The sequence below is a fragment of the Nocardia sp. NPDC057455 genome, from assembly GCF_042802775.1.
GTDB lineage: Bacteria > Actinomycetota > Actinomycetes > Mycobacteriales > Mycobacteriaceae > Nocardia.
The window spans coordinates 1-12,480 of the sequence record NZ_JBHVDM010000137.1 but is presented as its reverse complement, the minus strand read 5'-3'; the positions used below and the strand labels follow the sequence as shown (position 1 = coordinate 12,480).

Annotated in this window: 13 protein-coding genes; 3 read left to right on the top strand and 10 right to left on the bottom strand. The window is 69.7% G+C overall.

Translation table 11 applies throughout. The features are described 5' to 3' along the window. Window positions 1–667 (top strand): NAD-dependent epimerase/dehydratase family protein (locus ACFU5M_RS32460; protein ID WP_379055075.1); only part of this gene is annotated, 667 nt, incomplete at its 5' end. A 6-nt stretch (window positions 668–673) separates the two neighbouring features. On the opposite strand, the gene ACFU5M_RS32455 is transcribed toward ACFU5M_RS32460, so the two are convergent. From ACFU5M_RS32455 to ACFU5M_RS32410, 10 genes are all read right to left on the bottom strand, one after another. Then, on the bottom strand, window positions 674–1,876 hold the full coding sequence (locus ACFU5M_RS32455) for a MarP family serine protease (protein WP_379055073.1): 1,203 nt from the start codon (window positions 1,874–1,876) through the stop codon (window positions 674–676). Between the two features lie 81 nt (window positions 1,877–1,957). Then, window positions 1,958–4,666 carry a fumarate reductase/succinate dehydrogenase flavoprotein subunit gene (locus ACFU5M_RS32450; protein WP_379055071.1) on the bottom strand — a complete coding sequence of 903 codons (2,709 nt, stop codon included), beginning with the start codon at window positions 4,664–4,666 and terminating at the stop codon, window positions 1,958–1,960. Further along, window positions 4,663–5,403 carry an ABC transporter ATP-binding protein gene (locus tag ACFU5M_RS32445; RefSeq protein WP_379055069.1) on the bottom strand — a complete coding sequence of 247 codons (741 nt, stop codon included), beginning with the start codon at window positions 5,401–5,403 and terminating at the stop codon, window positions 4,663–4,665. Before ACFU5M_RS32445 ends, ACFU5M_RS32450 begins: the two co-directional genes overlap by 4 nt. After that, complete coding sequence (locus tag ACFU5M_RS32440) at window positions 5,400–6,257, bottom strand: ABC transporter permease (protein WP_379055067.1); 858 nt, start codon at window positions 6,255–6,257, stop codon at window positions 5,400–5,402. Before ACFU5M_RS32440 ends, ACFU5M_RS32445 begins: the two co-directional genes overlap by 4 nt. After that, window positions 6,254–7,681 (bottom strand): ABC transporter substrate-binding protein, encoded by a 1,428-nt coding sequence (locus tag ACFU5M_RS32435; RefSeq protein ID WP_379055065.1) that lies wholly within the window; start codon window positions 7,679–7,681, stop codon window positions 6,254–6,256. The genes ACFU5M_RS32440 and ACFU5M_RS32435 overlap by 4 nt, the downstream gene beginning before the upstream one ends. Before the next feature lie 12 nt (window positions 7,682–7,693). Then, complete coding sequence (locus tag ACFU5M_RS32430) at window positions 7,694–7,921, bottom strand: ferredoxin family protein (protein ID WP_043690033.1); 228 nt, start codon at window positions 7,919–7,921, stop codon at window positions 7,694–7,696. Next, window positions 7,922–8,707, bottom strand: a complete 786-nt coding sequence (locus ACFU5M_RS32425; RefSeq protein ID WP_379055062.1) for a GntR family transcriptional regulator — start codon at window positions 8,705–8,707, stop codon at window positions 7,922–7,924. It lies immediately after the preceding gene. Window positions 8,708–8,913: 206 nt separating this feature from the next. After that, complete coding sequence (locus tag ACFU5M_RS32420) at window positions 8,914–9,102, bottom strand: hypothetical protein (RefSeq protein WP_379055060.1); 189 nt, start codon at window positions 9,100–9,102, stop codon at window positions 8,914–8,916. 50 nt (window positions 9,103–9,152) lie between these two features. Further along, a complete protein-coding gene (locus tag ACFU5M_RS32415) occupies window positions 9,153–9,764 on the bottom strand; it encodes a QsdR family transcriptional regulator (protein ID WP_379055058.1) in 612 nt (203 codons plus the stop codon). A 46-nt stretch (window positions 9,765–9,810) separates the two neighbouring features. After that, window positions 9,811–11,604 carry an acyl-CoA dehydrogenase gene (locus tag ACFU5M_RS32410; protein ID WP_379055056.1) on the bottom strand — a complete coding sequence of 598 codons (1,794 nt, stop codon included), beginning with the start codon at window positions 11,602–11,604 and terminating at the stop codon, window positions 9,811–9,813. 191 nt (window positions 11,605–11,795) lie between these two features. Here ACFU5M_RS32410 and ACFU5M_RS32405 point away from each other — a divergent pair, with 191 nt between their 5' ends. Further along, the gene (locus ACFU5M_RS32405) at window positions 11,796–12,140 is read left to right on the top strand and encodes an ArsR/SmtB family transcription factor (protein WP_379055054.1); all 345 of its coding nucleotides are present in this window, start codon (window positions 11,796–11,798) and stop codon (window positions 12,138–12,140) included. Next, a partial coding sequence (locus tag ACFU5M_RS32400) for an SRPBCC domain-containing protein (protein ID WP_379055052.1) occupies window positions 12,130–12,480 on the top strand: 351 nt, incomplete at its 3' end. The genes ACFU5M_RS32405 and ACFU5M_RS32400, both read left to right, overlap by 11 nt.

The window sequence follows — 12,480 nt, the reverse complement described above, 5'->3', positions numbered from 1 at the left end:
AGGAGCAGGCGGCGGTCGCTCGAACACGAGCCATCAAGGGGCCGCGAACACGCAGCGCCGCAGGCGCTGCACAATAAACACCGTGCGCATCTTCCTGGCCGGTGCTACCGGCGTGATCGGCGTCCGCCTGCTTCCGCTGCTGATCGAAGCCGGACACGAGGTGGCGGGGATGACCCGGTCGGCGGCGAAGGCCGAACACTTACGGGCGGCGGGCGCCGAGCCGGTGGTCTGCGATGTCTACGACGTGGATGCCCTGACCGCCGCCGTGGTCGGTTTCGGCTCCGACATGGTGCTGCATCAGCTCACCGACCTGCCGGACGACGTGGCGCTGCTGCCGGAGCGGGCCGAGGCCAACGCGCGCATCCGCACCGAGGGCACTCGTAACTTGATCGCCGCCGCACGGGCGGCCGGTGCGAAACGTTTTCTCGCGCAGAGCATCGCGTGGGAGCCGCCCGCGGGCCGGGGCGCGGTGATCCAGGAGCACGAAGCGGCCGTGCTGGACTTCGACGGCGTGGTGGTGAAGTACGGCCAGTTCTACGGTCCGGGCACCTATTACGAGACCGAACTGCCCATGCACCCGCGCGTGCACGTCGACGATGCGGCGGAGCGGACGATTCCGCTGCTGGACGCTACGAGTGGAGTGGTGATCATCGCCGACGCGTCCTGACGCCGGTCAGGAGGCGCAGGGGCCGGTGTCGACCGGCCGGTCGGATCGCCATGCGTGGTCGAGCCGATCGAGGACTTCCGGCAGGCTGGTGGCGAACCCGACGTTGCTGTTGTTCTCGTCGACACCGAACACGATGGCCAGCACGCGGCCGTCGCGGTCGACCAGCGGTCCGCCCGAATTGCCGTGCTGGATCGACCCGTCCAGGGTGTAGATCTCGCGTTCACCGAGACCGGTGCGGTAGATGTCGCGTACCTGGCGTGCGGCCCGGCTGCGTACCCGGGTGGCGGACGCGGTGTAGGACCCGCCCCTCGGGTAGCCGAGCGCGATCGCGTCGGCGCCGGGACTCGCGGGTTCGGGCGCGACGGTGAGGGCGGGCGCGGCGAGACCGGGGACGGCGAGCACCGCGATGTCCATGGTCGGATCGAACTGCACGACGCTGGCGGTGAGCGATCCGGCCGAGGCGTCCACGGAGACTTTGCCTGCTCCGGCGACGACGTGCGCGTTGGTCAGCACCCGCTCCGGCGCGATGACGAATCCGGAGCCGGACTGACGCACACCGCAGGTCGGCGCGAGGTCCTGGATCCGCAGCACGCTCGGCCGCAGTTCGGCAGGCATCGGTCCGTCGACGATGCCGGGATCGGGCGGCGCGAGCGGGCGCCCGAGCCCGGCCTCCACGATGGGCCCGGTGAGCACCTCCGACAGCCCCGACAGCCAGAACGGCGCGAGGCCGTCGACGGTCCGCACGGTGGTCGAATCACGCACCAAGGCGGTGGATTCCATCGGTGCGGCGAACAGCCACACCACCAGCGGGACCGCGAGCATGTGGACGAGGCATCCGCAGAGGGCGTCGACGCGCCGCGTGACGGGATCGGAAACCGTCGCACGCGCGGCTCGTCCGGCCCGGTGCCCGGCGACCGCGCCGAACGCGACCAACCCCACGATCACCACCAACACCAGCAGGAGTCGCACGGCGCCGGGTGCGAGCTGACCGAGAACGGCGGCCGAGAGCGCCGCGCCGAGAATGGCTCCGGCCAAGCCGCCCGCGAAACCGGGGAGTCCCACGATCGCGCCGCGGCGCCAGCCGAGCACCGCGGCGACCGCGAGGGTGCCGAACACGGCGAGATCCAGCCAGTTCGGCACGGTCAACGCCACACTCCCGTCGCTGCTGGTGGAGAACGGCGACGTGCTCGTCGGCCGCCCCGTCGCCACCGGCTATACCCTGGCTAGCGAGTCGGCAACGGTCGAGCCGCTAATCTAATCAGCGATTCGAGCTGCGGCAACCACGTTGCTCTACACCGTGGGCTGGGTGGCCAGCGCCCGCCGGGCATACGCGCGCACGTCGGCATCGGTGTCGTCGATCGCGGCGCGCAGCGCGTCGTGCGCGGCGGGCAGGTGCGGCCAGGCCGACAGCGACAGCACCGCCGCCTTGCGCACGTCGAGATGCGGATCGTGCAGGGCAGCAGCCAGAATTGGTACCGCGAGGTCCGGGTCGGCGCCTGCGAGCCCGCGCGCCGCGCCCTGCCGGATCTGCCAGGCCGAGTGACGCAGGGCGGAGTGCAGCGCGGCGACGTCCGCGGGTTCGCCGCCCAGCTGTGCGAACGCGGTCAGCGCCGCGGCACGGACCAGCGGGTCGTGGTCGTCTCCCAGGCGACGGAGAACCTCGACCCCGCCGTCCCCGATGGCGGCCAAGCCCTGGGCGACCGCGATGCGCACCTCCCGGTTCTCGTCGGCGGCCAGGGTGGCGACGCCGTCGCGATCGTTCAGCGACACCAGCGCACGGACCGCTTCGATGCGGACGCGGTGATCCTTGTCCGCCAGAGCGGCCCGAAACTGTGCGGCCTGGCCGGCCCGCAGGGCGCGCAGCAGATCGATCACGGTGGACCGCACGACGGGATCGGCCGAACCGAGCCGGTCGGCGAGCCCCTCCGCCGAGGGCAGCACTTCGACGAGCTCGCGCAGACTGGCCGCGGCGGCACGCCGGACCGAGGCCGCTTCGTCGTCCAAGGCGTCGCCGAGGGCGATCGCGAAGCCCTCCGGGGTGTGCTCGGTCAGCACAGAGATCGCCGCGGCCCGAACGCCCGCGTCCGGATCGGTCAGGTAGACCGACAGTTGCGCCACGGTGGGCTCGTCCAGCGCGAGCAACGCGACGATCCGGGGCGACGGGGGAGTGGCGGGCTGCGAAGCACCGGCTCCGGCCCGATCGTGCTCAGCGTCGACGCCGGTATCCGGCGCACGGCCCGCGATCCGGTGCGGCTGGTGCACCGGCACCGCTTCGGCATCGGCCGAAGGCAGGTCGTCGAGCCCTGGCACGGGCACCAGGTACGGCGCCACCGGCCGCTTCAGGAACGCCATGGTTCCGTCGGGGTTCTTGCGCAGGTTGAGGTGGTATCGCCATTCGACATCGTCGCGTTCGGGTAGGTCGGCGCGCTCGTGATAGAGGCCCCAACGGGATTCGGTCCTGGTCAGTGAGCTGCGGGCGGCCATCTCGGCGCAATCGCGGATGAACGACACCTCCACCGCGCGCATCAGCTCGTGCGGGGTGCGCGCGCCGATGCCATCGACCTCCGCGCGCATCCGGTCGAAGGTCTCCACCGCGATGGCCAGCTTGGTCGCCGTCTTGGGCGGCGCGACATAGTCGTTCACGAAACGCCGCAGCTTGTATTCGACCTGCGGCTGCGGTGGCCCGTCCGGTTGACGCAGCGGTCGGTAGATCAGCTCGTGGGCCGCGGCCAGCTGGTCCTCGGGCAGCTCTGCGGGCGCGGCGACCTCCGCCAGGGTGGACGCGGCGTGCGCACCGGCGAGATCGCCGAAGACGAACGCGCCGATCATGTAGTTGTGCGGCACGCACGCCAGATCCCCCGCCGCGTACAAGCCGGGCACGGTGGTACGCGCGTGCTCGTCGACCCACACGCCGGAGGCGGAATGCCCGCTGCACAGGCCGATCTCGGAGATGTGCATCTCGATGTCGTGGGTACGGTAGTCGTGGCCGCGATTGGCGTGGAAGGTGCCGCGGGTGGGACGTTCGGTGGTGTGCAGGATGCCTTCGAGCGTGCTCAGCGTCTCATCGGGCAGGTGCGACACTTTGAGGTAGATGGGGCCGCGCGCGGATTCGATCTCCCGCTTGACCTCGGCCATCATCTGGCCCGACCAGTAGTCGGAGTCGACGAAGCGTTCGCCCTCGGCGTTGACCTGGTAGCCGCCGAACGGATTGGCGACGTACGCGCAGGCCGGGCCGTTGTAGTCCTTGATCAGCGGGTTGATCTGGAAGCATTCGATGCCGCTGAGTTCGGCGCCCGCGTGGTAGGCCATCGAGTAGCCGTCGCCCGCGTTCGTCGGATTCTCGTAGGTGCCGTACAGGTATCCGCTGGAGGGCAGCCCGAGCCTGCCGCACGGCCCGGTGGCCAGGATCACCGCTTTCGCGGCGACGGCGACGAATTCGCCGGTGCGGGTATGCAGGGCGGCTGCGCCGACGGCGCGCCCGTTGTCGGTGAGCACGCGCACCGGCATCAGCCGGTTCTCGATGCGGATCTTCTCGCGCATCTTGCGTTGGCGCAGTACGCGATACAGCGCTTTCTTGACGTCCTTGCCCTCGGGCATCGGCAGCACGTACGAGCCGGAGCGGTGCACCCGGCGCACCGCGTACTCGCCGTACTCGTCCTTCTCGAACTTGACGCCGTAGCGCTCCAGCCGCTGCACCATGGCGAAGCCACGCGTCGCCGTCTGGTAGATGGTGCGCTGGTCGACGATGCCGTCGTTGGCCCGGGTGATCTCGGCGACGTAGTCCTCCGGTTCGGCTTTGCCCGGGATCACGGCGTTGTTCACGCCGTCCATACCCATGGCCAGTGCACCGGAGTGCCGCACGTGCGCCTTCTCCAGCAGCAGCACGTTCGCGCCCTGCTCGGCGGCGGTGAGCGCGGCCATCGTGCCCGCCGTGCCGCCGCCGATGACGAGCACGTCGCAGTCCAGCCGGAGCTGTTCGGATAGCGGCGGAATGTTCACAGTCTCTCCAAGATCTCGGCCTTCGTCGCGGCCCGGTCGATCGCCTCGCGTGGGCTGGGCACCGGCACCAGCGCCCGCAGCGCGCCGCCGCCGAGCACGGCGATGCGGTCGCCGAGCAGCAGGGCCTCGTCGAGATCGTGGGTGACGAAGACGATGGTGGTGGGGTGGGCGCGCCAGGTCTGGATCAGCAGGCGCTGCATGGTTTCCCTGGTCTGGGTGTCCAGCGCGCCGAACGGTTCGTCCATCAGCACGGCGCGCGGCGCGGCGGCCAGGCTGCGCGCCAGCTGGACCCGCTGGCGCATGCCGCCGGACAGGTCGCGCGGCAGATAGTCGGCGTACCCGGTGAGCCCGACCTCGTCCACCCAGTGCAGGGCCGTGGCCCGGCGCTCGGCCCGGGGCGCGCCGCGCAGGCGCAGGGCGAGCTCGATGTTCTGCCGCACGGTGCGCCACGGCAGCAGCGCGTCGTCCTGGAACACCAGGGCGCGGTCGGCCGCGGGGCCGGTGACGGGAGCGCCGTCGGCCAGGATGGCGCCGCCTTGCGGGGCGCGCAGTCCGGCGATCGCGCGCAGCAAGGTCGACTTGCCGCACCCGGATTTGCCGACCACGACCAGGATCTCGCCCGGTGCGATCGCCAAGTCGAGTCCGTCGAGCACCGGTTCGCCGCCGTAGGCGATCCGGATACCGGTCAGGCTCAGGCGCATTCCGGTCGATGCCGGTGCGTCGATCACTGTGGTCATGCTTCGACCTCCCTTGGCAACCAGCGGGTGATGCGGCGGCCGGCCAGCTCGACCAGCCCCGATGTCGCGAAACCGAGAACGCCGATGGTGATCATGCCGACGAACACCGCCGGATAGTCCACGATGGTGTAGGCCTGCCAGGTGCGGTAGCCGACGCCGAGCCGTCCGGAGATCATCTCCGCGGAGATGAGACAGATCCACGCCACGCCGACGCCGACCGACAGTCCGCTGAACACGCCGGGCAGGATGCCGGGAAACACCACGCGCGCGAGCACGTCCAGCCGGGACGCACCGAGGGTGCGCACCGCGTCCTCCCAGATCGTGGGTAGTGCCCGCACCGCGTGCCTGGTGCTCACCAGCACCGGGAACAGCGACGCGGTGAACGTGATGAACACGATGCCGGATTCGTCGCTCGGGAACAGCAGGATCGCGACCGGCACCAGGGCGATGGCCGGGATCGGCCGGACCAGTTCGGCCAGCGGGCCGAGGGTGTCGGCGAGCAGCCGCGAGCGGCCGAGACCGATTCCCGCGATCACGCCGACCACCGCGGCCAATCCGAAGCCGGTGACGATCCGGATCAGCGACTGCGCGATATCCAGGTAGTACTGGTCGGCGCGCAGTTGTGTGCCGAATTCGGCGACGATCTCGGTGACGGTCGGCAGCGTGTCGAAACGCAGGCCCGCCCGCACGTTGCCGACCGTGAGCAGCTGCCACAAACCGACCGCGACGGCGACCGAGCCGACGCGCAGCAGGCGCGAGCGCCAGGCCGACCGCGACGCCGGGGCGGCGGCCGATCGGGTCGCCGTGGCTTCCACCGTGGCCCGCACCGCCGGGGCGGCGAGTTCGCTGGTCATCCGCGTGCTTCCGTGACGGCCTGGTCGTAGGTGACCGGGGTGGCGGACGGATGCGCCTGCCGGTAGCGCTGCGCGGCGGCGGCGGTGGTGAAGGGCAGGTAGGCGGTGCCGTCGCGCAGCCAGATCGACTTGTCGGCGAACCAGCGGGTGCCGAGTTCGGTATCCGGGACGTAGGCGGCGCGGATCGCCTTGCCCTGCGCTTTCGCGGCCTGGACCGCGCGCAGCAGGCAGGTCGGGTCCGCGGCCGGCTGCGGCTTCGGTGCGCCGTCCAGCCACAGCTCGCCGGCCAGCGCGGGGTTCTCCGCCGCCTTGCCGCAGACGGGATCAGTGCCGGTGACGCGGGTCGGGTTGGCGGTGGAAGCCAGTTCACCGTCGTAGTCGGTGCGCCCGGTCTCCGCGAAGGCCTTGCGCAGCGGCGCGTCGTCGACGAACCGGTCGATGTCCAGGTCGGCGAAGTCGCCGATCGACTTCAGGTACGCGACATCGCCTTTGAGCGCCGCGATGAGACCGGGCTTGAGCGTCGTGTCGAAACTCGTTCCGCCGGGGCCGTTGTAGAGGTACACCACCTCTTGGGGCAGCCCGGATCCGTCGGCGACGATCTTCGCGGCCTCGAACGGCTTGTCCCGCAGGAACTGGGTGGCGTCCAGTTGCGCGGCCAGGAACGCCTGGAGCACTTCCGGGTGATCGGTGGCGTACGCGCGCCGGGCCACCACGCCGTGGAAGGTCGGCACGCCGAGTTCGGCGCCGTCGTAGAGCAGCTTGGCCTTGTTCTGGAAGACGACCAGACCGGGCCACGCGACGAACTGCGACAGCGCGCCCACCTGACGGGATTCCAGGGCGGTCGCGCCGACCTGTGGCTGCTGGTTGAGCACCTCGACGCCCTTGGCCGGGTCGATCCCGGCCCGCGTCAGCGCCTGCACCAGCGTGCCGTGCCCGGCCGAACCCACGCTGGCCGAGATCTTCTGCCCGGCCAGGTCGCCGATGCCGGTGGCAGGCGAATCGTTCGGCACCACGACCATGTTCAGCGCGCCCTTGGGGTTGTACCCGGTGACCGACACCAGTTCGGTGCGCGAGCGCTCACCTGCCTGGGTGCGAGAGCCGTTGATCAGCAACGGGTAATCACCCATCGACCCGATGTCGATCTTCTCGGCCACCATTTGCGCGGTGATCGGCGCGCCGGTGTCGTAGTCCTGCCACTCGACCTGGTATTTGGCTCCGCCGTTGTCGGTGATCTTCCGCAGCCGCTGCTCGAGGTAGCCCTGCGCGCGGAGCAAGGTCCCCGCGGTGACGGTGTTGATGGTCTTGGACTGGTAGCCGACGACCACCTTGACGGTGCCTGCGGGGGTGTCGTCGGTCTGCTCCAGCGAGCACCCGGTCAGCGCGAGCGCGGCGGCGAGCAGGATGGGGGCGAGTTTTGCTTTCATCGGTCTTCCAGATCAGCGGAGCAGGTAGGGCATGTTGACGGTGACGGCGCCGGTGGGGCAGCGGGCCGCGCAGGGCCCGCAGTACCAGCACTCGTCCACGTGCATGAAGGCCTTGCCGTTGTCGGGGTTGATGGCCAGGGAGTCGAGCGGGCAGATTTCGACGCACAACGTGCAGCCCTGGATACACAGCGACTCGTCGATGGTGACGGGGATGTCGGCGCGCTGGTTCACGAGTGCCATCTAGAGGACCTTCCATTCGGGGGTGCTGCGGGTCAGGCTGCCGCGCATGGTGATGCGGTCGCCGCGCATGCGGATGTACTCGAGGTCGACCGGGCGGCCGTCGTCGAGCCGGGTCAGGCGCTCCAGCATCAGCAGCGGCGCGCCGCCGGGGATGTCGAGGGTGGAGGCGGTGTGCGGGTCGGCGGGCACCGCTTCCAGGGCGAGGTCTGCCGAGCCGAGCGAGCGGCCGCTGATGCGTTCCAGCAGCACGAAGACGTCGGTGTGCTCGAGGTCGTGGCCGAGCACCTCGGTGCCGATATCGGGCACGAGGTAGGTGAGGTCCAGGCTCAGCGGCAGATCCGCGAGGTAGCGCAGCCGCTCGAGGTAGACCACGCGCTCGCCCGGCGCCAGACCGAGCCTGCGCGCGACGGCGGGCGGCGCGGCGACGTGCATCGCCGCGCGCACCTCGTTGCGCACGGTGCCGTGGCCTTTGAAGGTCTCCTGCAACCCCAGCAGCGCGTCGAGCCCGTGGTCGTACTTGCGAGTGGCCACACGGGTGCCCACTTTGGGCGCCCGATCGATCAAGCCCTCGTCCTTCAACAGCGCCAAGGCGTCGCGGACGGTATTGCGCGAGGCGCCGTACTCGGCGGCCAGGTCCTGTTCGCTCGGTAGCGCGCCGTCGAACGCGCCCGCGTGCAGTTGGTGGCGCAAGATGTCGGCCACCCGCCGCGCCTGATCGGCGCGCAACTGCCGCACCGGGGTGGGTTCCGCTGCCACCTTCTCCGCCTTTCCATCGCTGACCTGCACGAATAGCGACGATAATGCGGATGGGGCGGCGTTTTCGCCCGCGCCGCCGCCGAGAAAAATCAGAGGATGTTATTGCGCCGGGTGTCCCGCCGCCCGACCTGGCGATATGCACGGCTGTCCGGGTAATACGCCACGTCGGGCGCCGGCGGCCGAATTTCGATCACAGCGATTCGAACGCGGCGGCGAACAGGCTTCGGCGCACCGATCTATGGTCGCGGGCCGTAGGTATCGCGGAACAGCACCGGTTCCGCGCCGTCCATCGCGAGCAGCGCGGCTTGCGCTTCGGCGGTGTAGCGGGTCGCCCGGCGCGATCCGCTCGCTTCGGCGCGCTGTTCGGCACCTTGGGCGGCGGGCGTGGTGTGGCCGTAGCCGGGGCCGAGCCGGTCGGTCGTCATCGTGACGTCCTCGAGCCGTAGTCCACTCGGCGCGAAACACAGCGCTCCGGTCACGGCGTGATCGCTTCGGGAATGCCCAGCAGCGCCGCCTGCACTTCGTGCAGTCGGTCGACGTCGCCGCCGATGCCCGCGACGTTGTCGTTGTACAGGAACGCTTCGCCGAGCCGAACCAGCGCGTAGGCAAGCAGCGCCGGTTCCAGCGGCGGTTCGTAGCCGTCCTCGTCCGCGGCGCGGACGATCAACTCCCGGACAGTGCCGACGACCAGCGGCTGCACCGGGCCGTCGCCGGCGGTCAGGATGCGCAGCCCGGACAGCGGCTCGTTCTCGAAGTAGCGCCGGAACGGTTCGTTGTCGGTCATCCAGCGATTGACCCGGTAGAGCACGTCCAGGATGCGCCGCGCTCCGGTGGAGCGGCGGCGGGCGTCCGCGCGGGTGAGCAACGCCTCGAACTCTCCGGCCAGGACGGCACCGAGCACCCCGTCGCGGGAGCCGAACCAGCGGTAGACCGACGCGCGGCTGAGCCCGAGCTGTCCGGCGATCGCCTGGATGTCCACGCGTTCACCGGACAGGAACGACCGGCGAGCGTGCTCGATGACCTGTTCCCTGGTCGCGGAGGCCGGTCGGCCGGGAGGGCGGGTGGTCCGCTGACTGGAATCGATCACCGCGGAATGATACATCGTCTAGGGCGTGTATCGAAACGGGTTGTGTTCAGAACCAGGCGTCGCGCATTTGCAGCGTGGTCGTGTCCGAGCTGGCGAGCAGATCCAGTGCCGGTGCGGTCTTGGGCAATTCGAAACGATAGAAGAACCGGGCCGCGTGCCGCTTGCCATCGTAGAAATCACCGGCACGGTCCGCGGCGGCGAGGAACTGCTCGAGCCAGATCCAGGCCAGGACGGTGTGCCCGAAAGCTTCCAGGTACACCGAGCTGTTGGCCAGCGCGGCCTCGATATCGCCGGAGGCGAACAGTCCCGCGGTGACCTCGACCAGCCGCCGCCACACCGAATCCAGTTGCGCGGCGAGTTCGGCCGCCTCTGCGCCCTCCGCGCGCGCGGCCGTGATGGTCGCATCGATCCGGCCCCCGAGGGCGAGCAGGCCGGCGCCGCCCTGCTGGGTCACCTTGCGCCCGAGCAGGTCCAGTCCCTGGATGCCGTGCGTGCCCTCGTGGATCGGGTTGAGCCGGTTGTCCCGGTAGTGCTGCTCGACGTTGTATTCGCGGGTGTAGCCGTAGCCGCCGAGCACCTGGATGGCGAGGCTGTTGGCCTCCAGGCACCACTGCGAGGGCCAGCTCTTGGCGATCGGGGTCAGGATGTCCAGCAGTTGGGTGACCGCCCGGCGCTCGTCGTCGGACTCGGCGGTGCGCTGCTCGTCGACCAGCCGCGCGCAGTAGAGCACCAGTGCCAGCGCGCCTTCGGCATACGCCTTCTGCGCCAGCAGCATCCGCTTCACATCGGCGTGCTCGATGATCGGCCGCTGCGGCGCGGAGGGGTCGGCGGGGAGTTTGGCGCGGCCCTGCGTGCGGGTGCGGGCGTAGTCCAGGGACTCGAGGTATCCGGTGTAGCCGAGCGCGGTGGCGACCAGGCCGACGCCGATGCGCGCCTCGTTCATCATGTGGAACATGTAGGTCAAGCCGCGATGCGGTTCGCCGACCAGGTAGCCGACCGCGCCCGGCGCGCCACCCGGCGTCCAGCGGCCCTCGCCGAAATTCAGCACGGTGTTGACCGTGCCGCGGAAGCCCATCTTGTGGTTGAGCCCGGCCAGGACGACGTCGTTGCGTTCGCCGATCGCGCCGTCGTCGCCCACCAGGAACCGGGGCACCACGAACAGCGAGATGCCCTTGGTGCCCGCGGGCCCACCGGGGATCTTGGCCAGCACCAGGTGCACGATGTTCTCGCCGAGTTCGTGATCGCCGCCCGAAATCCACATCTTGGTGCCGAACACGCGATAGCTGCCGTCGTCCTGCGGCTCGGCGCGGGTGACGATGTCGGCCAGTGACGAACCGGCCTGCGGTTCCGACAGGCACATGGTGCCGAAGAAGCGGCCCGCGAGCATGGGCTTCACGAACTTCTCGACGTGCTCCCGGCCATGTGCGAGGAGCAGATTCGCATTGGCCACGGTGAGAAACGGGTAGCCCGCGGTGCCCGGGTTGGCCGCCTGGAACCAGGCGTAGCTCGCCTGGGCGACGGTCGCGGGCAGCTGGGCGCCGCCGAGTTCGTAATCCATCCCCGCCGAGGGCAGCCCGGCCTTGGCGAAGGCTTCCAGCGCCTGCCCGACTTCCGGGATGATGGTCACGCGCTCGCCGTCGAAAGTGGGTTCGTTGGCGTCGTTGAGCTTGTTGTGCGGCGCGAAGTACTTGGTGGCGAGCTGCTCACTGAGCTCGAGCACGGCGTCGAAGGTTTCCCGCGAGTGCTCGGCGTACCGCTCGCGTTTGGTGAGCCCTTCGACGTCCAGCCACTCGTAGAGCAGAAAATCGAGATCGCGCCGGGACAACAAGGTCGACCGCATTCAGCCCGTCCTTTCGAGACATGTTCGACTCACTGTATCTTACGGGTCGGTGGCCTCATCGGCCATGGGCGGTGCGATGGCCGCGGGCTGTAGACGACGCCGGAGCGTGCGGCCGACCACGTGGCGCGTGCGGGCTGCGGCCCTGTTCCTCGATTTGCGCTGCGCGGCAACTCCGGCTAATACTTAGCCATATGGCTAAGTATCCTGGGATGTTGGACGACGTATTCGCCGCCCTCGCGGATCCGTCTCGCCGCGCAGTGGTCCAGCGCCTCGGATCCGGTCCGGCCAGCGTCGGAGAACTGGCCGAGTCCGCGCCGATCACGTTGCCGTCGTTCATGAAACACATTCGCGTGCTGGAGGCCAGCGGCCTGATCCGGACGGTCAAAACCGGTCGGGTGCGCCGATGCGAACTCGACCGCGAACGATTCGGACTGGTCGAGGACTGGCTGAGCGAACAGCGCCGCATCTGGGAAGGCCGCACCGACCGGCTCGAGCAATTCCTCACCGAAACCAAGGAGTCCACCGATGAATCCTGATCTCGACCTCACCATCCACCGCGTCATCCGTGCGCCGCGTGCGAGCGTGTGGAACGCCTGGACCGATGCGAGCAGCCTCGCGCAATGGTGGCTTCCCGCGCCGACCCGGTGTCACGTCGAAAGGCTCGAGATCAGGCCGGCGGGCGCCTTCGTGACCAAAATGAGTGACGACGGTGTGGAATTCGTCCCACACCTGGACGCCTGTTTCCTGGTGGTCGAGCAGCGCGAACGCCTCGTGTTCACCAACGCGCTCGACAGCGGCTTGCGTCCGGCCGCGGGTGCTCCGGTGCCGATGACCGCCGAGGTCACGCTGCGCGATCACCCGGACGGCACCGACTAC

Excerpts from the sequence above, each read along its gene's own strand:
- ACFU5M_RS32445 (WP_379055069.1), bottom strand. The coding sequence starts at position 5,403 with ATGACCACAGTGATCGACGCACCGGCATCGACCGGAATGCGCCTGAGC.
- ACFU5M_RS32440 (WP_379055067.1), bottom strand. The coding sequence starts at position 6,257 with ATGACCAGCGAACTCGCCGCCCCGGCGGTGCGGGCCACGGTGGAAGCC.
- ACFU5M_RS32435 (WP_379055065.1), bottom strand. The coding sequence starts at position 7,681 with ATGAAAGCAAAACTCGCCCCCATCCTGCTCGCCGCCGCGCTCGCGCTG.
- ACFU5M_RS32430 (WP_043690033.1), bottom strand. The coding sequence starts at position 7,921 with ATGGCACTCGTGAACCAGCGCGCCGACATCCCCGTCACCATCGACGAG.
- ACFU5M_RS32420 (WP_379055060.1), bottom strand. The coding sequence starts at position 9,102 with ATGACGACCGACCGGCTCGGCCCCGGCTACGGCCACACCACGCCCGCC.
- ACFU5M_RS32410 (WP_379055056.1), bottom strand. The coding sequence starts at position 11,604 with ATGCGGTCGACCTTGTTGTCCCGGCGCGATCTCGATTTTCTGCTCTAC.
- ACFU5M_RS32405 (WP_379055054.1), top strand. The coding sequence starts at position 11,796 with ATGGCTAAGTATCCTGGGATGTTGGACGACGTATTCGCCGCCCTCGCG.